We start from the raw sequence: 23,754 nt of genomic DNA, 5'->3' as shown, positions 1-23,754 counted from the left end.
TTCGGATGTGCATGGCTGGGTGCGAGCGCGTCCCCGGGATCGGGACGCGAATCCGAACATTTTTCGTATCCGGACGGCCCCGTCCAGGCATGATGAAGCGTCCGCCATGTCGAGGAGCCGGCCATGAGCAGCAATCGATGGGTCGCGTCGCAGGTCCAGACCCTGTTCGAGGCGGGGACGCTGAACGGGCTCTCGGAGCTTCAGCTTTTGGAGCGGTTCGCTCGCCACGGCGACCAGGCCGCGTTCGAGGCGCTGCTGGCGCGGCACGGGCCGATGGTGCTGGGCGTCTGCCGGCGGATCCTCGGCGACGCCGCGGACGTCGACGACGCGTTCCAGGCGACCATCCTGGTCCTCGTCCGCCGGGCGACCACCCTGGGCCCCGGCGACGTGATCGCCGCCTGGCTGCACGGCGTCGCCACCCGCGTGGCGCGGCGGGCCCGGTCCGATCGTATGCGCCGCGAGCGCCGCGAGCGGACCGGCCCGGCTCCCGAACCTCCTTCGACCGAGTCGCGATCGCCCGACTTCGCCTTGAAGGCGGTGATCGACGAGGAGGTCGAGCGGCTCCCCTGGAAGTATCGCGCGCCGGTCGCCCTTTGCTACCTGGAAGGGCTCACCCACGAGGAGGCCGCGCGTCGGCTCGACTGGCCGGTCGGGACCGTCAAGGGCCGGCTGGCCCGCGCCCGGGCCTTGCTCGGGGCGCGGCTGGGCCGCCGCGGGGTCGCCACGGGCGCGGGGGCCGTCGCCGGCGCGGTCGCGCTGGAGGGCCTGGCCGGGGCCGCCGTCGTCGAAGCCCTCCGCGGCTCCGTGCTGCGGACGGCCGTCCGATTCGCCGAAGGGGCCGCGTGGCGCTCCGTCATCTCCCACCAAGTCGTCCACCTCTCGGAAGGAGCGATCGCTTCCATGTTCGTCACGAAGATCAAGGCCGCCGCGTCCGGGTTGGCGATCGTCGGCCTGCTGGCCGCCGGCGCGCGGGTGGCGGCCCGCCAGCCCGGCGAGGACCCCCAGCCCGAGCCCAGGTCCCCCGTCCCCGCGGTCGCCGCCAGGCCCGAGCCGGCGCGGCCGGACCTCCCGGGCCTCGCCCCGACGGCGGCGGCCAGGCCCGAGGATCGGTTCCTCGCCGACGCACGGCACGCCTTCCTGGCCGCGTCCGAGGATCACGCCCAGAACCGGGTCTCGCTCGAACGCGTCTACCGGGCCTCGCGGCTCCTTCTGGACGCCCAGAAGGAGCGCGCGAAGACCCCGGATGAACGCCAGGCCGCGTTCGCCGAGCACCGCGACCGCCTCCGCGTCGTCTCGCGCGCCGACCTCGTCGAGAACCGCGACTCCGGGGGCGCGTCGTCGCCCGTCGCCGAGGCCCGCGCCATGCTCGCCGAGGCCGACCTCTGGCTGGCCCGCGGCCGGACCGCCGCCGAACCGCCCATGGCCGACGAACTTTCCCAGGGCGGGGCGACCCCTTCGGACCACCCGGGCGGGAAGAATCTCAAAACGGCCGCCGTCCTGAAGAAGCTCGAAGAGCCGTTGGCGATGAACTTCCCCAACGAGACGCCCCTGGAAGACGTCCTCAAGTATGTCAAGCAGGCCACCGAGACGCCGGACTTCCCGGGCGGCATCCCCGTGTACGTCGACCCGATCGGACTCCAGGAGGCCGACCGGTCCTCGACGTCGCCGATCGTCCTCGAACTGGAGGGCGTCCCCCTCAAGCGGACGCTGCAACTCCTGCTCAGGCCCCTGGGGCTCGTCTACTTCGTCGAGGACGGGATGATCGTCATCACCGCTTCCACCTCGGAAAGCGGCCTCGGCCCCGAGATGAGCCGCCCCTCCCCCCTGGTGGAGGAGGTCGAGAAGGCGAACCGCGGCGAGATGACGATGGACGAGATGAAGAATTTGATCGAGAAGTTGAAGCTCATCCAGGAGATCCGTCAAATCCGGGAGGGGCCCGCCAAGCCCGTCGAGAAGGGCTTCCAGTAAGGGCCCGGCCCCGTCGGCCGGGCGGCGACCCGAAACCTCATTGTTTCGCCCTCCCCTCGCGCGATCCTGGACTAGGATTGAGATGACGGCCCGCGACGCCAGCGGGATCGAAGTCGGTCAGAACCTCCCTCGTCGGCAGAGGGCGGGCCGAGGCCGTCGCGCGGGAGGGGGACCATGAACGGCTCCGAGGAACGACGGTGTCTGGTGGCTATCGCGGCGGGCGGGGATCGGGCGGCGCTCGACGCGCTGCTGTCGCGGTACGGCTCGATCGTGATGGGGGTCTGCCTCCGGACCCTGGGCGACGGGGCCGAGGCCCACGAGGCGTTCCAGGCCGTCTTCCTGGTCCTGCTGAAGCGGGGGCCGAAGCTCCGGCCCCGGACCGACGTCGCGGTCTGGCTGCACGGCGTGGCGTGTCGGGTCGCCTGGCGCGCCCTCGCGAAGCGCCGCCTGAACGGCGGCGAGCGGCCCGGGCCGAGGTCCGCCGAGGGGGGCTTAGACCTGCGGGCCTGGGTCGACCACGAGATCGATCGCCTCTGGCGTCGGGCGCCCGTGATCCTCTGCCACCTGATGGGGCTCTCGCGGCAGGAGGCCGCCGCCCGGCTGGGCTGCTCGGTCCGGACGGTCGAGAAGCGGCTGGCCGCCGCTCGGGGCGCGATCGACGCCCGCCTACGACGCCGCGTCAAGTCCGCGGGACGGCGGACGGTCGCCGGCTTCCTGTCGCTGGACTCGCTCGCCGACGCCTCGGTGCCGGCCTCGACCCGCGAGGCCGTGATCCGGGCGGCGGCCCGCCTCGAGGGCGACCGCGCCTGGGACGCCCTGGTCTCCTCCGACGTCTTGGAGCTGGCCCGGCGGACGGTCGCCGGGATGATCTTGGGGCGGATCAAGGCGGTGGCGGCCGTGACCCTGCTCGTCGGCCTGACCGGGGCCGGGGTGAGCTTCGCGGCCCTCCAGGAGGCCGGCCGAACCAAGGCCGATCCGACGGCCGGGCCCCCGACGACCCCCGCGCCGCAGTCGCCCGTCGTCTCCCGGTCCGTCCTGGCCCGGACGGAACGCCTCCAGTCCAACCTCGTCGAATCGGCGCGCCGCGCCTACCTGGCGGCGGCCCAGGAATTCCACGAGGATCGGGCCTCCCTGGACCGGGTCCATCGCACGTCGCGTCTCCTCCTCGACGCCCAGCTCGATCGCGCCAGGACCGACGCCCAGCGCCGGGACTCGCTGGCGGAGCACCGCGACCGCATGGCCGAGGTCGCCCGGCGGGTCGCCGCCGATTCGCACGCCAAGGGCGACGACGCGCCGATCGTCGCCGAGGCCGACGCGATCCTGGCCGAGGCCGAGCTCTGGTTGACGCGCGGCGGGCGCGAGCCCGCCCGCACCGCGGCGCCCGTCGGGGGCCACGGGCGGAACGACGCGGGCGGCGCCGCGGCCGGCTCGGCCGCGATCTTCGCGAAGCTCGACATGACGCCGGCGATGCACTTCCGCACGCCGACGCCCCTCGAACAGGTCCTGAAATACGTCCGCGAGTCCACCAGCGGCGGCGACGCCACGGCCCTCCCGGTCTACGTCGACCCGGTCGCGCTCCGGAAGGCCGGCGCGACCCTGAGCTCGCCGGTCGCCATCGACGTCGAGGGCGTCCCCCTGCGGCAGACCCTCCAGCTCGTCCTGCGGCAGGTCGGTCTGAGGTATTACGTCGAGGACGGCCTGCTCGTCGTCTCGACGGCCGAACCGGACGAGCCCGCGACGCCGGTCGAGGCCTCGCCGCTCCAGATGCAGAAGGACAAGGCGAACCGCGGCGAGCTGAGCGTCTCCGAGATGAAGGCCCTGGCCGAGAAGCTTCGGCTCCTGCGCGAGATCGAGGAGGGGCACGCCTCGGCGTCGGCGTCGCGGGCCCGCTGAACGACCGGGCTCGACCCCGGCCGATCAGGGGACGGGCTCGAGGCGGACCCTCGGCTCCAGGCGGGCGACCGTTTGCGGTTCGATCGAGCCGGCGTCCCAGACCGCGGCGTTGGCGGCGCCGCAGGCGAGGGCGCGGCGGAGGACCGCCTCGGGCCCGCCGCCGCCCAGCCAGGCGTCGACCAGGCCGGCGAGCATCGAGTCGCCGGAACCGATCGGGTTGACGACCTCGATCTCGGGCGGGAAGGCGCGGAAGAGGACGTCGCCGAACTGGACGAGGGCCGCCGCCGGGCCGTCGGTCACGATCCCGCAGGCGACGCCCCGCCGCCGCCACTCGCGGAGCAGCCCGACCACGTCGTCGTCGCCCACCGTCGGCCGGCGCAGCCGCATCGCGGCCTCGCGGCGGTTCATCTGGATGGCCGTGGGCCAGAATCCCCAGATCGCCTCGAACGCGGGCCCGTAGGTGTCCAGGAAGACCGGGATGCGGCGGGCGCGGGCCAGGGCGATCAGCTCGCTGTAGACGGCGTGGGTCGCGGGCGACGGGCTCGACCCGGAGAGCGTCAACGCCTCCACGCCGGCCTCGTCGAGGGCCTTCTCGATCGCGGCGACCAGCGCGTCGGCCTCGGCCGGGGCGATCGCGGGGTCGGGGTCGAAGAAGGCCGATTGGTCGGTCGTCCCCTCGGTGGCGACCGTCAGGATCACCCGCGTCGCCGCCTCGGTCTCCACGACGATCGGGCCCAGGCCGTCGTCCGCCGTCAGCAGCCTGCGGCAGGTCGCGCCCACGGGCCCGCCGAGGAAGGTCGCCGGCCGCGCCGCCCGTCCCAGCCGAGCGAGCGCCCGGGCCACGTTGACCCCCTTGCCGCCGACGATCTCGCACAGCGACCGGCCCCGGACCGAGTCGCCGGGCCGCCAGGCCGGCGCCCACAGCGTCTTGTCCAGGCAGGGATTCAGGGTTACGCACAAGATCATGAGACTCGGGCCATCCCGGAAGGTGACGGGACCGCCGCCGTGGGCGGACCGATCCCGCCCCGTCGAGCGCCCTGCGCGGGCCGGCGGCCCCCGTCGAAACGCGATGATAAGGCGTCGGCCGGGCCCGATTCCAGACCTCCTCGCGACGGCTCGGGCCGACGGCCCGCGGGGCCCCGAGGCCGCGGGCGCCTATCGGGGGGCCCCGGCGCGCGTTACTGTCCGGGCGGGTCTCCTTCCCGGATCGAGAGGTGTTGCGATGGTCGGTGCGTATCGGGTGCGTCGCGTGGTCGTGCGGTCGCTGGCGGTCCTCGGGCTGTGGCTCGTCGCGGGGCGGCTGCAGGCCGAGCCGCTGAAAGTCTACGTCTCCAACAGGGGCGACGACGCCTGGTCGGGGAGGCTGGCCGAGCCCAGGTCGGGCGGGGGCGACGGCCCGCTGGCGACGCTCGAAAAGGCCCGCGACGTCGTCCGCACGCTCAAGACCAGCCCCGAGGCCCGCGACGGCGTCGAGATCGTCGTGCGGGCCGGCGAGTACGCGCTGAGCCGGACCTTCCAGCTCTCGAAAGACGACGGCGGGACCGCCCGGGCCCCGATCGTCTACCGCGCCGCGCCCGGCGAGAAGGCCGTCATCCGGGGCGGGCGGTCCATCCGCGGGTTCGTCCCGCACGAGGGGGAGGTGCTCAAGGCCGACCTCAAGAAGCAGGGGTTCACGGACTTCACCTTCCGCGAGCTGTTCTTCGCCGGCGCGCGGCTGCCGCTGGCCCGCTACCCGAACGCCGTGGCCGACAACCCCTACGGCGGCGGCTGGGCCTTCGCCGACGGCAAGCCGCTGCCGATGTACGAGGACGTCCCCGGCGAGGTCCGCAACACGCTGAGCTACAAGGCGAAGGACGCCCGCGACTGGAAGAAGCCCGAGGAGGTCGAGGTCTTCGTCTTCCCCCGCTTCAACTGGTGGAACAACATCGTCCCGGTGCGCTCGGTCGACCGCGAGAAGCGGCTGGTCACGCTCACGGCCGACGCCTCGTACCCGATCCGCCCCGGCGACCGCTATTACTTCCGCGGCGGCCGCGAGGACCTCGACGCGCCCGGCGAGTGGTACGTCGACCGCGAGGCCGGCGTGCTCTACCTCTGGCCGCCGGCCCCGATCGATGCGGCTCACGTCGTCGCCGCGCCGGTGGTCTCGACGCTCATCCACGTCGTCGACGGCGCGTCGCACGTGACGTTCCGGGGCCTCACGCTCGAAGCCTGCACGGGCGAGGCGATCCTGCTGGACAAGGTCGAATCCTGCACCGTCGCCGCCTGCACGGTGCGGGGCGTCGGCGACTACAACCACGCCGCGATCGGCGTGCTCGAAGGCTCGCACAACCGGATCGTCGGCAACGACGTGTACGACGTCGGCTCGCACGGGATCTTCCTGAGCGGCGGCGACCGGGTGTCGCTGACCTCGGCCGACAACCGGGCGGAGAACAACTACCTCCACCACGTCGGCGTTTTGTACAAGCACGGCGTCGGCGTCTCGATGGAAGGGGTGGGCAACGTCGCCTCGCACAACCTGATCCACGACGGGCCCCGCATGGGCATCCTGTTCAGCGGCAACAACCTCGTCCTCGAATACAACCACATCCGCCACATGAACCTGGAGACCGAGGACACCGGCGCGGTCTACACCGGCGGGCGGGACTGGATCTCGTCCCGCGGGACGGTCATCCGCTACAACCTGATGCACGACATGCTCGGGTTCGGCAAGGACGCCCAGGGACGGTGGGAATCGCCCCACTTCGCCTGGGGCGTCTACCTGGACGACAACACCGGCGGCGTCGACGTGATCGGCAACATCGTCTACCGATGCTCCCGCGCCGGACTGCACCTGCACAACGGTCGCGACAACCTGATCGAGAACAACGTCTTCGCCGAGAACGGCCAGCAGCAGTTCGAGTACTCGGGCTGGACGGTCAAGCACTCGTACTGGAGGGACCACCTCAAGACGATGCTCGAAGGGTATGCGAAGGTCATCGGCAACCCGGCCTGGAAGAACATGCGGGGGATGTCGACCCGGCCGCAGGACGCCCCGCTGCCCAACGGCCAGATCATGACCGGCGACGTCTTCGTGCGCAACATCATCTCGTACGCCGGCCCCGACGCCGCGCTCGTGCGCACCAACGACGTCCCGTTCGACCACAACGTCTTCGACTCGAACCTCGTCTGGCACCACGGCCTGCCGATCAAGACGGGCGAGCGCAAGCCGGGCCCCGAGATCTCCGACGAGCTGGTCCCCAACGCCGATTTCGCGCGCGGCGAGGAGGGCAAGCTCCCCGCCGAGTGGGAGTGGCAGATCCACACGCCGACCTCGCACGCGGGCCTCGTGCGCGACGGCGGCGAGCCGGCGATCCGGATCGAGGCGGCCTTCGACGAATCGAAGCCGCGGGACAATTATCCGATCGTCGCCAGCCGTCTCTTCCGGGCCAAGCCGGGGAGCAGCTATCGCCTCCGCGCCTCGTTCAAGGCGACCAGGCCCGACGCCCGCGCCCAGGTGATGCTCCAGGGCTACGAGGCCGGCGCCTTCTTCTGGGCGAACTACCCGAACGAGACGAAGGTCGGGACCGACTGGAAGGACGTCGAGTTCGTCTTCACCATCCCCGGCCCCGGCCAGTCGGGGTATCACGCGGCGATGAAGGACTTCCGCGTCCGGGTCGACTTCCCCGACCACGAGGGGGCGCTGCTGGTCCGCAAGGTCTCGCTGCACGAGGTCGAGACGCTCGACGAATGGGCCTCGTGGCGGTCGCTGGGGATGGACGCCCACTCGGTCGTCGCCGACCCCCAGTTCGTCGACCCCGCGCACGACGACTACCGGCTCAAGCCCGGCTCGCCGGCGTTCCAGCTCGGCTTCAAGCCGATCCCCGTCGAGAAGATCGGGCCGTACAAGGACGACCTGCGGGCGTCGTGGCCGATCGTCGAAGCCCCCGGCGCGCGCGAGCATCCGGTGCGGACGCCCGAGGCGGGCGAATGAGCCCCGGAGTCAGATCGAGAGTCGCCGCCGCTGGTCCAGGTAGAACGTCAGAGCGACGCCCCCGGTCGCGAGCGCGACGAACGCCAGAACGGCGAAGGCGCCCGACCAGCCGAACTTGACGGAGATCTGGGCCATGACCAGGCCGGAGAGCATCGCGCCGATGTAGCTGACGCCGTCGATGATCCCGGCCGCCGCCGCCGCGCCCTTCTTGCCCCCGAAGTCGAGCGCCACGGCCCCCGCCAGGAACGAGTAGGGCCCGACGAGCAGGAAGCCGATCAGGGCCACGACGGCCTCGGGCCCGAACGCCGTCCCGTGAGGGACCCTCATCGCCAGGAACATCAGGGCGACCGCCGCCGCCAGCAGCCCGACCACGATCACGAGCGCCCGCCCGCCCCGGCCCAGCTTGTCGCTGAGGAAGCCGACCAGCAGCACCGAGATCCCGCCGAAGAACGGGAACCAGGCGCTCTTGTCGGCGGCCTCCGCGGCGGTCAGGTGCAGGTCCTCGGTGAAGTAGATCGGCGTCCAGTTCTGGAAGGTCTCGCGGAGCAGAGTCAGCCCGATCGAGAGCATGCAGGCGTAGACGAAGACCCGGCTCCGGAGCAGTGGGCCGACCACGTCCCAGAGCCCCCGCGCCTCGGCCTTCGAACCCTCCGCGCCGAAGAGGTTGTCGGGATTGGCCTGGGGCTCGGGCTCGCCGACGTCGGCCGGGCTCTCGCGGAGCAGGAACAGGTTCACCACGAACATCACGCCCAGCACGCCGGCCGTCGCGAAGTACACCCCGCGCCACGAGAAGTCCCAGTCGAGCAGGATCTTCATGAACTTGCGCGAGAGCGCGTCGCCGAACAGGTAGCTCAGGCTGACGAAGCCCATCACGGTGCCGAACTTGCGGTGCGGGAACCATCGCGAGACGACCCGCACCACCCCCACCCAGCCCAGCGACTGCATGAACCGGTTGCCCACGGCCGCGATCGTGAAGAACGGCAGCGAGCCGCCGAACGTGAAGGCGATCGTGCAGAGGATCGAGCCCAGCATCCCCGCCAGGAAGATCCGGCTCCCGCCCAGTCGGTCGGTGATCCCGCCGCCCAGGAACTTGCCCGCCGAGTACGCCAGCGCGCCCAGCGTGATGATCGAGCCCAGCCCCAGCTTCGCCTGGTCGAGGGTCATCCCCCGCGTGGCCAGCTCCTCCTGGATCATCGGGCTGCACACCGGGAAGTTCGACCGGCAGAAGTAGTAGCCGGTATAGCCGGCCGCCAGCAGCGCGACGGTCGCGAACTGGTGGCGGACGAGGCGGGACGAGGCCGGGGCCTCGGTCGGCGTCGGCTCGGGGGCGGTCGGCGTGTCGCTCATGATCGGGGGAACTCCCGGCCTTCCATCTCTTCGATGGCCTTGCGGATCGTCTCGGGGACTCGCGTCGGCCGCTGGTAGGTGTAGTCGAAGATCACCAGCGTCGAGGTCCCCTCGGCGGCGAGGGCCTGCTGGGATCGGCTGAAGATCTTATGTTCGAGCGAGATGCTGGCCACGCCGATCCGCGTGACGCGGACGCCGACGTGGACCGTGTCGGGGAATGTCAGCTGCCGGCGGTAGTCGTTCGCGATCGAGGCCAGGATCGGCCCGATCCGCTCGGCCCGGTGGAGGTGCATCAGGCCGACTCGCTCCGCGTAGGCGATCCGCGACGACTCGTACCAGCGGAAGTAGTGGACGTGGTTGACGTGCCCGAACAGGTCCTGCTCGCCCCACTGCACGGGCTGCTCGATCACCACGCGGTAGTCCGCGAGGAGTGGCTCCATCTCGTCCGGCGTGCTCATCTCGATCCGACGCCCCTCATGCCCTCGGCCCGGCCTCCGGCTCGTTTCGAGCCTCCGATGATAACCGCGGACCCGCGCGGCGTCGACGCGCGGACGCATCGGGCCGCCATCGCCTCGCAGAATGGTGGAACTTCCTTGGGACTTGACGGCGGAATGATGTGGATCGGACCCCGGGCCACGGGGTATCTTCCACTCCTCTCCCGGCGAATAAGGCTGAACGACCCCACGATCGTCGTCCGCACGACGACTTCGGTCACAGTCCGGCTCGAGGTCCCTCTTCCGTAGTCGCGATCGGCCTGGACGGCGCCAAATCTTGAGCGATCCACCCGTCGGTTCCATCCTCGAGCTTGTCCGCGACGCCCCTGACGCGACCCTGGGGTGGAAGCGTCTCCTTGGGCTGTGTCGGCGATCTCGGCCGAGCCGCCTCTGGGACAAATTCGACCGGGTCGATCCGGCGAGGGACGTCGAGGAGGCCCGCGCCTGGCTTCAAGGCCAGTCGACGGCCTCGGGAGGGCCCGATCCGATCCGCGGCCTTTTCCTGGGACTGAGCACCATGGACACGAGCGACGGTCGCGGCGGCAACGTCGAGATCGCCGCCACGTCGAATTGCGATGCCGAGGGCTTCGATCTCAACTGGACGATGGGGTGCGAGTGGTACGGCGAGCCGCATCTAATTCGCGGCCTGCACGAGATGAAGGCGATCTACGAGCGGCCGATATGGAGGAGGCTCTCGGAATTCGCGGAATACAGCCTCTTCCTGGGCTATAGCGGCATCGTCCTCGCCGAGGCGTTCGAGGGGATGGGGCTTGAATCCGAGATCCGCATGGCCTGGGGGTTCCACGACGGGGACCTCTTCCTCCTCGGCCGATCCGGCGCGACGGGATTTCGACGCCTGGTCATCGAGAGCGAGCCACGCCCCGAGGGCCCTTTCCTCCGCATCTGGGATGGCGGGTAGCGGCACTCATCAGGGCTCGACCGGAGAGTCGGAAAAGAAACCCAGCATCGTGGCGAGTCCGGCCGCGGCCTCCGCGATTCCTCGATCATACCCATCCCTGCGTTCAGCCTGGACGCCGCCAGGCCAGCGTCCAGTGGCGGTCGGAGGTCATCGCGACGCAGTCGGCGGGGAGGCCGACCTGGGCGGCGAGGCGGGCGATCTCCGGGACGGTGAGCGCGGCGTGGAGCGAGGCTCGGAAGAGTTCGCGGGCCTCAGGGGACTCATCGCCGGCGTACTGTTCGACGAGGCCGGCGAGCTGCGCCTGGTCGTCGGGGCGGGCGAGGTCGCGGATCAGGAGCGTGCCGCCGGGGGCGAGGCGATCGACCATGGCCGCGAAGGCGGGCAGGGGGTCGGGGATGTGGTGGATGATCGTGTTCGAGACGACGCCCTCGTAGCGGGCCTCGCCCAGAGCGGTCGGGGCCTTGGCGTCGCCGAGGACGAATCGGATGCGGTCGGACAGGCCGGCCTCGGCGACGTTCCGCTCGGCGCGTTCGATCATGGCCGGGGCGAGGTCGAAGCCGACGACCCGCGCCGCCGGGTCGGCGAGGGCCAGGGCGATCGGGATGCGGGCGGTGCCGGTGCCGACGTCGAGGACCTCGCCGCCGCGGCAGGGGCCGTGGGCGGCGAGGAAGTCGGCGACGAAGCGGTCGTTGACCGCCCGATGATCCATCGCGTCGTACTGCGCGACTTCTTCGGGGCCGTCCATGGACTCGGGCTCGAGGACGCGCGGGATCATCGGCGGATTCCTTCAGTCGAGGGCCGCGATCAGCGGCGAAGATCAGGCCTCCCGACGCCTTCCCCCCTCGCGGGGGAAGGCAGACCCCGCAGGGGTCGGATGAGGGGGAGCCCGCGTGAAGCCGCGTGGGAATCCACCGGCAGGTCGGATGTTGGAGTGACGGCATCCGTGCTCGTCACTCCCTCATCCGTCCCTTCGGGCCACCTTCCCCCGCGAGGGGGGAAGGCCGTCGTTCGGCGGCGCGGAGGACTTTGTAATACGGCCTCTCAGTTGGGTTCGAGGGCCTTGAGGGCCTCTTCCAGGCAGACGCGGATGTCGTCGGCCGGGTTCTCCTCGTTCTCCTCGTACTCCAGGGCGACCAGCCCGGTGTAGTCGTTGGCGGCGAGGACCTTGAACAGGCCCGGGTAGTTCAGGTCGCCCTTGCCCAGGATGGTGAAGGTCGTGGCGTCCTTGACGTCCTTCAGGTGGACGCCGAACACGCGCTTGCCGAAGACCTCGGCGGCGCGGACGGGGTCTTCTTTGGAGCGGAGGAAGTGGCCGGCGTCGATGCAGCAGCCGATCTTGGGGCTGTGGTCCTTGATCGCCTTGGCGATGACGTCGATCAGGTCGTAGCGGTGGCCCGGGCCGTGGTTGTGGATGCCCACGCCGATGCCGAACTCCTCGACCAGTTTGTCCAGCTCGTCGAAGCTGTCCGGGTCGGGGTCGGCCGAGAGGTATTCGATGCCCATGGCCTTGGCGAATTCGAACGGCTTGCGGTTGTTCGGGTCGCCCTTCTTGAAGGGGATGACGCCGTAGCCCACCACGTCGACCTGGGCCTTCTTCAGCTCGTCCTGGGTCTTGCGGATGACGTCGGCGTCGGCGGTGATCGGGATGTGGCCGGGGTAGACCTCCCAGTTGCGGATCTCCAGGGCGTTCGAGACCGCCAGGGCCTTCTCCAGGCTCGACTTGCCGTCGACCTTGTAGCCCCGCAGCGAGTAGCTCTGGAGGCCGAGCCGGAAGGGCGCCTTGGCGAAGGCGGCCCCGATCCCCCCCGCACGCAGCGGCCGGCCGACGGCCAGCGCGCCGAGCGCCGCCAGGCCGCCGCCCAGGAGCCCGCGTCGGGAGAGATTCGCGTCGCGTCGCGTCGTCATCGTGTGGTCCCATGGCTTGAGTTCGCCGGGCGGTCGCGCCGCCCGGGGGGCCGGGACGGGACTCCCCGCCGCACGCGCCCTCCGCCATGCGAGGCTAACCCACCCCCGGACCCGTCGCCAGGGACTACTCGGCCGTTCGAGTTTCCCCGGGCGCGGCGGCCGCAACCGCTCCGGCGGGGCGGGAGCGGGCATTTCGCGGGCCGCTTGTGACGCCTCCCGGGCTGGGTTATGATCCCGAATTGACGACGGACGCCTTGCGAGGGCTTTCAAGTCGAGGAGGAACGATGGGACCGACGCGCGAGACCTACGGGACCCTGCTCCCCGTCGGGGGCGGCGACCCGATCCCCCTGGTCAAGACCGAGATCGTGGTCGGTCGTCGGCCGGCCTGCGACATCCGCCTCGACTTCGAGAACGTGTCGGGCAAGCACGCCGTCCTGACGATGTTGAACGGCCTGTGGCACGTCCGCGACATGGGGAGCACCAACGGCACGAGCGTCAACGGCTCGCGGCTCAGCAGCCCCCACTCGGTCATGCCCGAGGACGAGCTGGGGTTCGCCGGCCACCTCTTCACGATCGACTACGTCCCCAGCGGCCCCGAGTCGCTGATCTCCAGCCACGAGACGCTCGACGAGAACGTGCAGGACGAGCGCAAGCGGCACTCGTTGATGGAATTGGCGGGCCTGGACACCGACGACAAGGCCGTGCGCGTCAGCCGCCCCAGGACGGCCCCCGCGGCGATCGAGCGGCTCTCGGTCGACGAGGGCGAGTTCGACGACACCGTCCCCAAGCACTTCAAGTCGAAGCCCGCTCCCCGGCCGACGAAGAAGGCCGAGGACGACGACGACTTCCTCAAGCTGATCGAGGACGAGGTCGTCAAGAAGCCCGAATAATCCGCTTTTCGGGGGCCGACGGCGGGGAAAGTCGGGCCTTCGAGCCGGAGACGACGCCTTAATCAAGAAGGGCGCGGCCCCGGCGATCCCGACTCCTGAGCTTCCCCCCCGCGCCGGCCGTGTCGGCGCAAGACGGTCCCGGATCGTACGGCGACGCATCCACACCTTGTACGGGAGACGAACGCGATGACGACTCTGAGCAAGTCCCTCATGGCCCTGGGCCTGGCCGCCCTGATGACGGCCCCGGCCTCGGCCCAGCAGCGCGGCGGAGGCGGCATGGGGCGCGGCATGGGCGTGGCCATGCTGCTCTCGAACGCCAGCGTCCAGGAGGAGCTGAAGCTGGACGACTCGCAGAAGTCCAAGCTCGGCGACATCGCCGAGAAGGCCCGCGAGAAGTACCGCTCGGGCACCGAAGGCCTCGAAGGCCAGGAGCGCATGGCCAAGATGCGCGAGCTGTCGAAGGAAGTCGACGGCCACGCCATCAAGGCGGCCGCCGAGGTCCTGAAGCCCGAGCAGGTCGCGCGGCTCCACGAGATCCGCTACCAGGTCGCCGGCCCGGCCGCGTTCGAGACCGAAGACCTCCAGAAGAAGCTCAGCATCACGAGCGAGCAGAAGTCGGCCATCGACTCCATCGTCTCGACCTCGAACACCGAGATGCGAGAGCTGTTCCAGGCGGGCGGCGGCGGCGGCGACCGCGAGGCGATGATGGCCAAGATGCGCGACCACCGCAAGGCCACGGTCGCCAAGATCGAAGCCAAGCTCACCGCCGACCAGAAGGCCGAGTACGCCAAGCTCCTCGGCAGCCCCTTCGAGATCAAGATGGAAGGTCGCGGCCCCGGCCGTTGATCGCCGTTCGAGCCGTTGATTGATCGAATCGCGGGCGTCGGCGGGCCGAATTCGGCCGCCGGCGCCCGCGTCGTTTTCCGGCATGCGAGAGGCCAGGCCGGACGCCCACATCGATCGAGGCCCGGGTGAGAACACGATCGAAATGGCCGCCGATCCTGGCCGCCGCCGCGTGGGCCGGCCTCATCTTCGGCACGTCCTGCACGGTCGTGATGCCGCACGATTTCTTCGCGTGGATCGCCGCTCACATCCTACCCGACGCCGAATCGATGCGGCGCTTCCGGGTGTTCTGGGGCCTCGGCTGGTTCGCCGTCGTCAAGGGCTGGCACGCGGCCGAGTTCGCCATCCTGTTCCTGCTCGCCAAGGCGACGCTCGACGCCCTCCGATGCCAGCGATCCTCACGCCGCATCCCGATCGCGCTGGCCTTTTGCGTCCTTTTCGCGATCTCGGACGAGTACCATCAAACGTTCGTCCCGGGTCGCGGCGGGACGTGGACCGACGTCGCGATCGACGTCTCGGGAGCGACGCTGGCCGCGCTTACGGCCTCCTTCAGGCAGCGGCGGCACACCGGCGAGCCCGGGTGAAGGGGGACTTCGCACTCCTCGGTCGTAGACGACGGGGCGAGGCGAATCGTCCTTCTCCCCCTCGTGGGGGAAGGTTGCCCGAAAGAGCCGGACGAGGGGATGCCCACTGGGCCGGCGAACTTCGAGGCCGGCGCAGCGTCGTGAAATGCGGAAGGCCTGGGTCGGCTGATGAGCCCCTCATCCGGCCACCGGACACCTTCTCCCACGAGGGGGAGAAGGACGCTCGTCGACGCCCCGCGCGTTATTCGACGGTCACGCTCTTGGCGAGGTTCCTCGGCTTGTCGATGTCGCAACCCTTGATGCGGGCGACGTGGTAGGCGAGGAGCTGGAGGGGGACGACGGCGAGCAAGGGCTGGACGACGTCGGGGGCGTCGGGGATGGGGAGGACGTGGTCGGAGAGGCGCGTCAGCTCGTCGTCGTCGGCGAGGCCCACACTCACGACCGGGCCCCGGCGGGCGCGGACCTCCTCGATGTTGCTTAGGGTCTTGGCGTGCAAGGGGCCGCGCGGGGCGACGAAGACCGACGGCGTATGGACGTCGATCAGGGCGATCGGGCCGTGCTTCATCTCGGCCGTGGGATAGCCCTCGGCGTGGATATAGCTGATCTCCTTGAGCTTGAGCGCCCCTTCGAGCGCGACCGGGAAGTGGATGTCGCGGCCGAGGTACAGGACGCTCCGCGCCTGGGCGACGCGCTCGGCGGCGGCCTCGATCGCCGGCTCGGCCTTTAGCGCCTCGCCGATCAGCGAGGGGACGGCCTCGAGCGCCTTCAGGACCGCCGTCCCCTCGGAGAACGAGAGCCCGCGCAGGCGGCCCAGGTGCAGGGCCAGGAGGGTCAGTACGGCGACCTGCGCCGAGAAGGCCTTGGTGCTGGCGACGCCGACCTCGAGGCCGGCGTGCAGGTAGACGCCGCCGTCGGCCTCGCGGGCTATGGTGCTGCCGACCGTGTTGACGATCGCCAGGGTCGGCTGCCCGCGGCGCTTGGCCTCGCGGAGCGCCCCCAGCGTGTCGGCCGTCTCGCCCGACTGGCTCAGCACGAAGACCAGCGTGCGGTCGTCGAGCGGGGCGTTGCGGTAGCGGAACTCGCTGGCGTACTCGACCTCCACCGGCAGGTGGGCCAGCCGCTCGATCAGGTACTCGCCCACCAGCGCCGCGTGCCAGCTCGTGCCGCAGGCGGCGAAGACCACCCGGCGCACGCGGCGGAGCTGGCGGGCCGTCATGTTCAACCCGCCCAGGCGCGAGGAGCCCTCCTCGCGGACCAGCCGGCCGCGGCAGGCGTTGAGCACGGTGTCGGGCTGCTCGCGGATCTCCTTCAGCATGTAGTGGGCGTGGCCCCCCATCTCGACGGCGTCGGGCTTCCAGTCGATCCGGTCGATCCGGGGCGTGATCGGCCCGCGCTCGCGATGGCGGATCTCGAAGTCCTTCGGGGTCAGGCGGACGACCTCGCCGTCTTGCAGGTAGGCCACGCTCGCGGTGTGGGCCGCGATCGCGACCGGGTCGCTGGCCAGGAAGTGCTCGTCGTCGCCCACGCCGACGACCAGCGGGCTCCCCAACCGCGCCCCCAGCAGCTCGCCGGGGCGTTCGGCCGTCACCATCGCCAGGCCGTAGGTCCCTTCGAGGCGCGGCAGGACGCGGAGCAGGGCGTCGAGGGGGTCGTCGCCGCGTTCCAGCTCGCGGGCCGTCAGATGGGCGACGACCTCGGTGTCGGTCTGGCTCCGGAAGACGAATCCCTCGGCCTCCAGCTCGCGGCGGAGCGTCGCGTGGTTCTCGACGACCCCGTTGTGCACCACGGCGACCGAACGCTTGCCGCCGCGGCCGCCGACGTGGGGGTGGGCGTTGACGTCGTTGGCCGGGCCGTGGGTGGCCCAGCGCGTGTGGCTGATCCCGTTCGAGGCCCGGACCGGCTGCTGGCGGAGCAGCTCCTCCAAAATCTGCACCCGCCCGGCCTGCTTGCGGACCTCGATCGAGCCGTCCTCGACGGCCGCGACGCCCGCGCTGTCGTATCCGCGGTATTCGAGCCGCCGCAGCCCCGCGACGAGGATCGGGCCGGCCTCCTTGGAACCCGTGTAGCCGACGATCCCGCACATAGGCGACGCCTCCCCGTTGCGTTGCGACGGTCCTCGACGGCCCCGGCCCGGACGCCGTCCGCTCGAACCATACCTACCCGGCCCGCGCCCGATCCGTCAACGCGATCGAATTCGCGGCCGGTTTTCTCGGAAATTCCTCAAGTCGGCCGTCGAAAGTGCGGTTGACATCGAAGGCGGCCCGGCCGATACTCTCGCCGACGGACCGGGGCGACCGGCTCCCTCTCCCGAGCGGCCCTCTCACGGAGGCCCGCAGGGTGGTCGGGGGCCGTCTCGAAGCTCGCCGCCCGTTCCGCAGTAGGACGCTGTTTCGCAACCCATGGACGAGCCCACAAGGACGGGGGCCTGGCGCGCATCGCAACGCATCGCGACGTTGAGAGCCCGTCTCACCTTGTCGGCCGTGCTACCCGTCAACTGACGCACGCTCGATCGACGACGTCCCAGACGCGTCACGACTTCACCAAGGATGGAACCTGCCATGCGAATCCTCGTCACCGGCGGAGCCGGCTACGTCGGCTCCACGTTGGTCCCGATGCTCCTCGAACAGGGCCACCGGGTCCGGGTCTTCGACAACCTCCGCTTCAGCGGCCAGGGCCTGCTCCCCTGCTGCCAGAACCGCTTCTTCGAGCTGCACCAGGGCGACGTCTGCGACCCCGCCGCGGTCAAGAAGGCCGTCGACGGCGTCGACGCGATCATCCACCTGGCGGCCATCGTCGGCTATCCCGCCTGCAAGAAGGAGCCCCAGCTCGCCCAGGCGATCAACGTCGAGGGCACCCGCAACCTGCTGGCCGCCCGCAGCAAGGACACCCGGTTCCTGTTCGCCTCCACCGGCTCCATCTACGGCTCGATCCCCGACTACGTCTGCAACGAGGACACCCCCCGGGCCCCGATCACGCTCTACGGCGAGACCAAGGGCGCGGCCGAGGAGATGGTCCTCAACGCCGGCAACGGGATCGCCTACCGGTTCGCGACCGCCTTCGGCGTCAGCAACCGCATGCGGCTCGACCTGATGCCCAACGACTTCACCTACCAGGCCGTCAAGAACCGCAACCTCATCGTGTACGAGGGCGGCTTCAAGCGGACCTTCGTCCACGTCCGCGACATGGCCCGCTCGTTCATCTTCGCCCTGGAGCGCTGGAACGAGGTCAAGGACGACGTCTACAACGTCGGCCACGAGAGCATGAACTTCACCAAGGAAGACGTGGCCCGCAAGATCCTCGAGCACACCGACTTCTACCTCCACTTCGCCGAGGTCGGCAGCGACGCCGACCAGCGCAACTACGAGGTCTCTTACGAGAAGATCCGGGCCAAGGGCTTCGAAACCACGACCGACCTGGACCGCGGCATCGCCGAGCTGGTCCGCGCGGCCCAGCTGATCTCGTTCCAGAACCCGTTCGCGAACGTCTGATCCTCGGTCCGACGGGGGGCCGCCGCATCAGCGCCCCCCGAGCCCTTCGCCGCCCGGGCCGGGATCCCTCCCTCCCCCCGGCGCGGCGGGTCTCCATTCGCCTCACACCCCCGAATTTCAACTTCTTGGCGGGCCGCGACGGTCCAGGGTGGACGACCTCATGGTGAACCGGAAGCTCTGGTTTCGCGGGGGCCCCGAGCCGGCGCGGCCGGCGGCGGCCCTGCCTGCCCCGCACCTCTTCGCCGACGATCGGCCCTCGTACGGCGCCGAGCCCGCTGCGGCCCGGGTCGAGCCCGGCAAGCGGCTCCTCTTCATCAACCAGTACTACTGGCCCGACCACGCCTCCACGGCCCAGCACCTGACCGACCTGGCCGAGTCGCTGGCCGCACGCGGCTTCGAATGCCACGTGCTCTGCGCCCAGGGCCGCTACCAGCCCGGCGAGCCCACGCCCCCCGCCGAGGAGGTCCGCAAGGGCGTCCACATCCATCGCGTGAAGGCGACCTCGCTGGGCCGCAAGAGCACGCTCAGCCGGATGACCGACTACCTGAGCTTCTACGCCCGCGCGTTCGTCAAGGCCCTCCGCCTGCCCCGTCCCGACGTCGTCGTGACCCTGACCACTCCGCCGATCATCGGCCTGGTCGGCGCGATCCTGCGGCGGTTGAAGGGCTCGACGCACGTCTGCTGGAGCATGGACCTGCATCCCGACGCCAGCCTGGCGCTGAAACGGATGTCGCCGAAGAACCCGATCGTCCGCTCGCTGGCCTGGCTGAGCGACGCCGTGCTGCGTCAGGCCGACCGCGTGGTGGTGCTGGGGCCGTACATGGCCGACCGGATCCTGATGAAGAAGGTCCGGCCCGACCGCATCGTCACGATCCCCGTCTGGAGCCGCAAGGACGAGGTCTACCCCGTCCCGCAGGCGACCAACGGCCTGCGGAAGAAGCTGGGGTTCGGCGACGAGCTGGTCTGCATGTACTCGGGCAACCTGGGCCTGGCCCACACGTTCGACGAGTTCCTCGCCGCGGCGAAGGCGCTTCGCGAGCAGGCCGACGTCGTCTTCCTGTTCGTGGGCGGCGGCCCGAGGCTCGCCGAGGTGAAGGCGGCCAAGGAGCGCGACGGCCTGGACAACGTCCGGATCCTCGACTACGTCCCTCGCGAAGACCTGCACCTGTCGCTCTCGACGGCCGACGTCCACCTGATCTCGATGCGGCCCGAGATGACGGGGATCGTCGTGCCCGGCAAGCTCTACGGGATCATGGCGGCGGCCCGCCCCGCGCTCTTCGTCGGCCCGGCCCATTGCGAGTCGGCCGACCTGATCCGCCGTTCGGGAGGCGGCTTCGCGGTCCCGTTCGGCGACGCCGACGGCGTCGTCGCGGCCCTGCAACGCCTCCGAGCCGACCGCAACCTGGCCCGGCAGATGGGCGAGAAGGGCCGGCAGGCGTTCCTCGCCTCGCACGAGATGGGGCCCTGCTGCTTCCAGTGGTTCGAACTCGCCCGCGGCCTCGTCGCCCCCGCCCCGCGCCGGATCCCCGTCGCGACCAGGGTCGGCGCCATGGACATCGCCTGAACACGAGCCCGCCTCATCTCCCCCTTCTCCCGCCGGGAGAAGGTGCCGCGCAGCGGCGGATGAGGGTCGTCGGAGTTCGGAGGGAGTGCGGCTTGCGAAGGAATCCGCGAAACGCCGCGACCCTCATCCGGCCGTACCGGCCACCTTCTCCCGGCGGGAGAAGGGGGGGGGACAGCCTCCTGGACGTAGTGGCCAGACGTTGGAAACCAGCCGAAATCTTTCCGGGAGGAACGAGTCGTGGAATCTCGAAGCCTGCTCGCCCTGACCCTGTTCGTCGCGGTGGCCGCCGACCTGCCGGCGCAGCCGGCGGCCGCGCCCGAGAGCGTCGCCGAGATCCAGAACCGCCACGACCGCTCGCTCGTCCGCGAGCTGGGCGAGTACCTGATCCGCAACCCCAAGGCCGAGGACCGCGACCAGGCCTACGCGGCGCTCTTCAACAAGGCGATCGAGCACGACTGGTTCGCCGAGAACCAGGAGGCCGCCGAGCGGTACCTCAAGGACGAGCCCGAGGGGCCCGTCCGCTCGCTCGCGCAGGTGATCACCGTCATGGCGCGGGCCAAGGCGAAGCGGTTCCCGGACGCCCTGGCCCGCTACAAGGAGCTGTTGCAGGGCCTGACCATGGCCGACCAGGAGGAGTTCGCCGCCAGCTTCTCCGAGACCTTCGCCACCGCCGCCGTCGCCGCCGGCGAGATCGACGTCGCCGCCCAGGTCTACCAGTCGCTCGCCGCGAAGTTCCCCGACAGCGCGGCGCTCAAGCAGAAGGCCGAGACCGAACTGGGCCGCTTCGCCCGCGTGGGCAAGCCGGCGCCGGCGCTCGAGGCGCAGGACCTCGAAGGCAAGACCGTCCGGCTGGGCGACCTCCGCGGCAAGTTCGTGCTGGTCGACTTCTGGGCGACCTGGTGCACGCCCAACATCGTCGAGCTGCCGCGACTCCAGGACGCCTACAAGAAATACCACGGCGCGGGCCTGGAGATCGTCAGCGTCAGCCTGGACGACACCCGCACGGCCGTCGTCGACTTCGTCAAGGCCCGGAAGATCCCCTGGGTCCAGCTCCACAACACCACCGCCGGCGTCGACTGCGTCGAGGCCTTCGGCGTCAGTTCGATCCCCGCCACCTACCTCATCGACCCCCAGGGGACGATCATCCGCCTGGACCTGCGCGGCGGGGCGCTCGAAGAGGTCCTCTCGAAGCTGATCAAGGCCAAGGGCTGACGACGCACGCTCAGCCGGGCGAGGCGGCCGGCTCGACCTCGACGTCGATCGCCTCGGGCTCGAGCTTGGTCGGAGCGACGTCGGAGTGCTCGACGGCCAGCCGGGCCCGGCGCACGGCCGTGCCGTAGAGCCGGGCGAAGACGAAGGTGAAGAGCAGCGCGAGCGTGATCGTCACCATGACCGGCCCCGATCCGGCCTCGTTCTGGAAGACGCCCGTCGCCGCCGCGATGCCGACGATGGGCGTCGCCGAGAAGATCATGGCCGGTCGCGAGTCGCCCATCCTCGGGCCGATCGAGACGATCGTGATGACGCCCAGCACCAGCGGGAGCGCCCAGGCCACGAACAGGAAGAGGCCGAAGAAGTTCGAAGACCGGCGGCCGAACCGGAGCAGGAAATACTGGTACGACAGGCCGAAATAGGCCACGATCAGCACGCCGTCGGCGACGGCCATCGGGAACCCGGCGGCGGTGGGGACTCCGGACCGCATCGAGCCGTCGACGACCCCGAAGCCCAAGAGAGTGCCCGCGACCAGGAGTATGCCGCAGATCGCCGCCACCGTCGGCCGATTGGGCGCGGCGTCGCTCCAGGCCGACAGGCGGGGGATCCCCAGCTTCCGCGTCCGCCGCAGGCCCTTGTCGTACTCCGCCAGCGTCGGCGTCGTCAGCCCGACCAGGAGCAGGCCCGCGACCGTCAGGATGTACAGGCCGATCAGGTGGATCGTGCCGTCGCCCGACCAGTTGGTCATGCCGCCGACCGCGAGCAGGCCGATCGTCGCCATCGCCGCCATGGCCTGGGGCTTGGTGAGCCCGTGGAGGCGCTCCGAGCCCATCTTCCGCGTCGCCGCGAGCATGAAGAAGAAGAGCACGGCGATCAGGTGCAGCAGCACGAACGCCAGCCACGGCAGCGACAGCCGGAAGAAATCCATGTGCACCTCGCCGTTGAGCAGGCCGTTCAGGTAGCGGAACGACCCGAACAGCGGCCCGACCACGAAGACGCCGATGACGACGGTGAAGCCCAGCGCATTCTGCCCCGTCACCGCACCCTTCATCGCCAGCCCGCCCAGCAGTGAGATCGCGTGCAGCGTCCAGGCCGTGAACAGCATGAGGATCTCGGCCTGGAGCAGGGCCCGGAAATCGAGCGTGCCCATCCAGATGCAGAAGATCATGAACGGGATGGTCAGGGCCGCCAGCAGGTATTCCCGCACCGGGGCGCCGAACAGGAAGCCGCACGCCAGCTCCAGCGGGCTCTGGGGCGAGACGCGATGGAAGTCGAGGATCCCCGAGGCCCGGGCGTTCCCCACCGAGGCCCCCACCTGCGTCGAACCCATGACCCCCAGCAGGATGAACTGCAGCACCAGCAGGGCCGTGAAGCCGTCGCCCGAGCCGAACACGCCCGAGAGATACGTCCCGTACATGATGCAAAGGCAGATCAGCACCGTGACGGCGATCGAGGACGCCAGCGCCTGCGATCGCAGACGCGAGCGGACGTGCTTGACGAAGATCGGGTTGTCCAGCCACTCGCGGAACATCACGACAGCTCCTTCGCGCCGACCTTCAGGAACAGCTCTTCCAGGTTGTCCTTCCGCCGCGAGAACGAGGCCACCCGGACGCCCCCGCCGACGAGCTTCGCCAGCAGGTCGCCGGCCTCCTCGGCGCCCCCGCGGAAGCGGAATTCGTAGACGTTCCCGGCCCGGGGCTCGACCGGGCTGGCGTGCTCGTCCTCGGCGACGATCCGCAGGAAGTCGTTGACGCCCGCGAGGACCTCGACCGAGAGCGACGTGTCGCCCATGATCCGCCGGTTGACCTCGTCGAGCCGGCCGGCCACGACCAGGCGGCCCCGCTCCATGATCGCGACCGACGTGCAGAACTCGTTCATCTCGGCCAGGATGTGCGACGAGATCAGGACCGCCTTGCCCTCGGCCGACACCTGCTTGAGGATGTTCTTGAGGTCGATCCGCCCCTGGGGGTCGACGCCGCTGGCCGGCTCGTCGAGCAGCAGGACGGCCGGGTCGGGGATCAGCGTCTTGGCGAGCATCATCCGCTGCCGCATCCCCCGCGACAGCCCGGTGACGCCCGCGTCCCGCTTCTCGGTGAGGCCGACCATCTCCAGGTGACGGTCGACGATCGCCGCCCGCCGCGATCGCGGGATGCGGTAGCTGGCCGCGAACAGGTCGAGGAACTCCCAGACCTTCAGGTCGTCGTACACGGGCGGGAAGTCGGGCATGAAGCCCACGGCGCGGCCGACCAGCTCGTGGTCCTCGTGGATGCTCGTGCCCAGGATCTTGACCTCGCCGTAGGTCGGCTCGATCAGCCCCAGGATGGTCCGCATCGTCGTCGTCTTGCCCGCCCCGTTGGGGCCGATCAGGCCGCAGACCTCGCCCGGCCCGACCTCCAGCGAGAGGTCGTGCACCGCGCAGAATTCGTCGTAATCGACGCGCAGGTCGCGTATCGAGAGCATCCTTCATCCTCGCCGGATCGACGTTCGTCGGAGACCGTACGATTGTGCGAGGCATGCTCGCACCCTTCAAGGAAATACCGACCGTCCGATTACATTTCGGACGTCGCCGGCCGATATTGCCCGGAGAGCGCGAACGGGGCTTGGAAGGGGTGGACGAGTCGCTTCCAGCCCTCGCGGCGTCTCCCAGACGGCTCGAGCAACCTCAGGTGCAGCCGCCTCG

General features: G+C 70.4%; 18 protein-coding genes. 10 read left to right on the top strand and 8 right to left on the bottom strand.

Annotation, left to right across the window (positions count from 1 at the left end; translation table 11 throughout):
* Nucleotides 1–123 precede the first annotated feature (123 nt).
* Together PZE19_RS22340 and PZE19_RS22335 are read left to right on the top strand one after the other, a co-directional pair.
* On the top strand, nt 124–1,968 hold the full coding sequence (locus tag PZE19_RS22340) for a sigma-70 family RNA polymerase sigma factor (protein WP_277862816.1): 1,845 nt from the start codon (nt 124–126) through the stop codon (nt 1,966–1,968).
* Nucleotides 1,969–2,142: 174 nt separating this feature from the next.
* Nucleotides 2,143–3,861, top strand: a complete 1,719-nt coding sequence (locus PZE19_RS22335; protein ID WP_277862815.1) for a sigma-70 family RNA polymerase sigma factor — start codon at nt 2,143–2,145, stop codon at nt 3,859–3,861.
* Between the two features lie 24 nt (nt 3,862–3,885).
* Here the strand turns inward: PZE19_RS22335 and PZE19_RS22330 are convergent, their stop codons facing one another.
* Nucleotides 3,886–4,827 (bottom strand): 1-phosphofructokinase family hexose kinase, encoded by a 942-nt coding sequence (locus PZE19_RS22330; protein ID WP_277862814.1) that lies wholly within the window; start codon nt 4,825–4,827, stop codon nt 3,886–3,888.
* Nucleotides 4,828–5,083: 256 nt separating this feature from the next.
* Here PZE19_RS22330 and PZE19_RS22325 point away from each other — a divergent pair, with 256 nt between their 5' ends.
* Entirely contained in the window at nt 5,084–7,831 is a 2,748-nt protein-coding gene (locus tag PZE19_RS22325) for a right-handed parallel beta-helix repeat-containing protein (protein ID WP_277862813.1), read from the top strand.
* A gap of 9 nt (nt 7,832–7,840) precedes the next feature.
* On the opposite strand, the gene PZE19_RS22320 is transcribed toward PZE19_RS22325, so the two are convergent.
* Together PZE19_RS22320 and PZE19_RS22315 are read right to left on the bottom strand one after the other, a co-directional pair.
* Nucleotides 7,841–9,178 (bottom strand): MFS transporter, encoded by a 1,338-nt coding sequence (locus tag PZE19_RS22320; protein ID WP_277862812.1) that lies wholly within the window; start codon nt 9,176–9,178, stop codon nt 7,841–7,843.
* On the bottom strand, nt 9,175–9,636 hold the full coding sequence (locus PZE19_RS22315; protein ID WP_277862811.1) for an acyl-CoA thioesterase: 462 nt from the start codon (nt 9,634–9,636) through the stop codon (nt 9,175–9,177). Before PZE19_RS22315 ends, PZE19_RS22320 begins: the two co-directional genes overlap by 4 nt.
* 553 nt (nt 9,637–10,189) lie before the next feature.
* Here PZE19_RS22315 and PZE19_RS22310 point away from each other — a divergent pair.
* Nucleotides 10,190–10,591, top strand: a complete 402-nt coding sequence (locus tag PZE19_RS22310; protein ID WP_277862810.1) for a hypothetical protein — start codon at nt 10,190–10,192, stop codon at nt 10,589–10,591.
* 103 nt (nt 10,592–10,694) lie between these two features.
* Here PZE19_RS22310 and PZE19_RS22305 read toward each other — a convergent pair whose 3' ends face one another.
* On the bottom strand, nt 10,695–11,366 hold the full coding sequence (locus PZE19_RS22305; protein ID WP_277862809.1) for a class I SAM-dependent methyltransferase: 672 nt from the start codon (nt 11,364–11,366) through the stop codon (nt 10,695–10,697).
* Between the two features lie 266 nt (nt 11,367–11,632).
* Nucleotides 11,633–12,496 carry a sugar phosphate isomerase/epimerase family protein gene (locus PZE19_RS22300; RefSeq protein WP_277862808.1) on the bottom strand — a complete coding sequence of 288 codons (864 nt, stop codon included), beginning with the start codon at nt 12,494–12,496 and terminating at the stop codon, nt 11,633–11,635.
* 284 nt (nt 12,497–12,780) lie between these two features.
* Here PZE19_RS22300 and PZE19_RS22295 point away from each other — a divergent pair, with 284 nt between their 5' ends.
* The 3 genes from PZE19_RS22295 to PZE19_RS22285 all read left to right on the top strand — a co-directional run bounded on the left by PZE19_RS22295 (nt 12,781) and on the right by PZE19_RS22285 (nt 14,813).
* Nucleotides 12,781–13,386: an FHA domain-containing protein gene (locus tag PZE19_RS22295; protein ID WP_277862807.1), complete on the top strand. Its 606-nt coding sequence runs from the start codon at nt 12,781–12,783 to the stop codon at nt 13,384–13,386.
* Nucleotides 13,387–13,572: 186 nt separating this feature from the next.
* Nucleotides 13,573–14,232, top strand: a complete 660-nt coding sequence (locus tag PZE19_RS22290; RefSeq protein ID WP_277862806.1) for a hypothetical protein — start codon at nt 13,573–13,575, stop codon at nt 14,230–14,232.
* 125 nt (nt 14,233–14,357) lie between these two features.
* Nucleotides 14,358–14,813, top strand: coding sequence for a VanZ family protein (locus tag PZE19_RS22285; protein WP_277862805.1), 456 nt, complete (start codon nt 14,358–14,360; stop codon nt 14,811–14,813).
* Nucleotides 14,814–15,054: 241 nt separating this feature from the next.
* Here PZE19_RS22285 and glmS read toward each other — a convergent pair whose 3' ends face one another.
* A complete protein-coding gene (gene glmS, locus PZE19_RS22280; RefSeq protein WP_277862804.1) occupies nt 15,055–16,896 on the bottom strand; it encodes a glutamine--fructose-6-phosphate transaminase (isomerizing) in 1,842 nt (613 codons plus the stop codon).
* A gap of 475 nt (nt 16,897–17,371) precedes the next feature.
* On the opposite strand from glmS, the gene PZE19_RS22275 reads away from it, so the two are divergent.
* The 3 genes from PZE19_RS22275 to PZE19_RS33165 all read left to right on the top strand — a co-directional run bounded on the left by PZE19_RS22275 (nt 17,372) and on the right by PZE19_RS33165 (nt 21,077).
* A complete protein-coding gene (locus PZE19_RS22275; RefSeq protein WP_277862803.1) occupies nt 17,372–18,301 on the top strand; it encodes an NAD-dependent epimerase/dehydratase family protein in 930 nt (309 codons plus the stop codon).
* Nucleotides 18,302–18,449: 148 nt separating this feature from the next.
* Nucleotides 18,450–19,865, top strand: coding sequence for a glycosyltransferase family 4 protein (locus tag PZE19_RS22270; RefSeq protein ID WP_277862802.1), 1,416 nt, complete (start codon nt 18,450–18,452; stop codon nt 19,863–19,865).
* Nucleotides 19,866–20,102: 237 nt separating this feature from the next.
* Nucleotides 20,103–21,077 (top strand): redoxin domain-containing protein, encoded by a 975-nt coding sequence (locus tag PZE19_RS33165; RefSeq protein WP_277862801.1) that lies wholly within the window; start codon nt 20,103–20,105, stop codon nt 21,075–21,077.
* A gap of 10 nt (nt 21,078–21,087) precedes the next feature.
* Here PZE19_RS33165 and PZE19_RS22260 read toward each other — a convergent pair whose 3' ends face one another.
* Nucleotides 21,088–22,605 (bottom strand): hypothetical protein, encoded by a 1,518-nt coding sequence (locus PZE19_RS22260; RefSeq protein ID WP_277862800.1) that lies wholly within the window; start codon nt 22,603–22,605, stop codon nt 21,088–21,090.
* Nucleotides 22,605–23,534: an ABC transporter ATP-binding protein gene (locus tag PZE19_RS22255; RefSeq protein WP_277862799.1), complete on the bottom strand. Its 930-nt coding sequence runs from the start codon at nt 23,532–23,534 to the stop codon at nt 22,605–22,607. Before PZE19_RS22255 ends, PZE19_RS22260 begins: the two co-directional genes overlap by 1 nt.
* Nucleotides 23,535–23,754: the final 220 nt, after the last annotated feature.

Origin of the sequence: Paludisphaera mucosa (assembly GCF_029589435.1) — a bacterium.
In the GTDB taxonomy this organism is placed as follows: Bacteria; Planctomycetota; Planctomycetia; order Isosphaerales; family Isosphaeraceae; genus Paludisphaera; species Paludisphaera mucosa.
The sequence above is the reverse complement of the archived record's forward strand: the minus strand, read 5'-3'. Positions and strand labels throughout refer to the sequence as shown.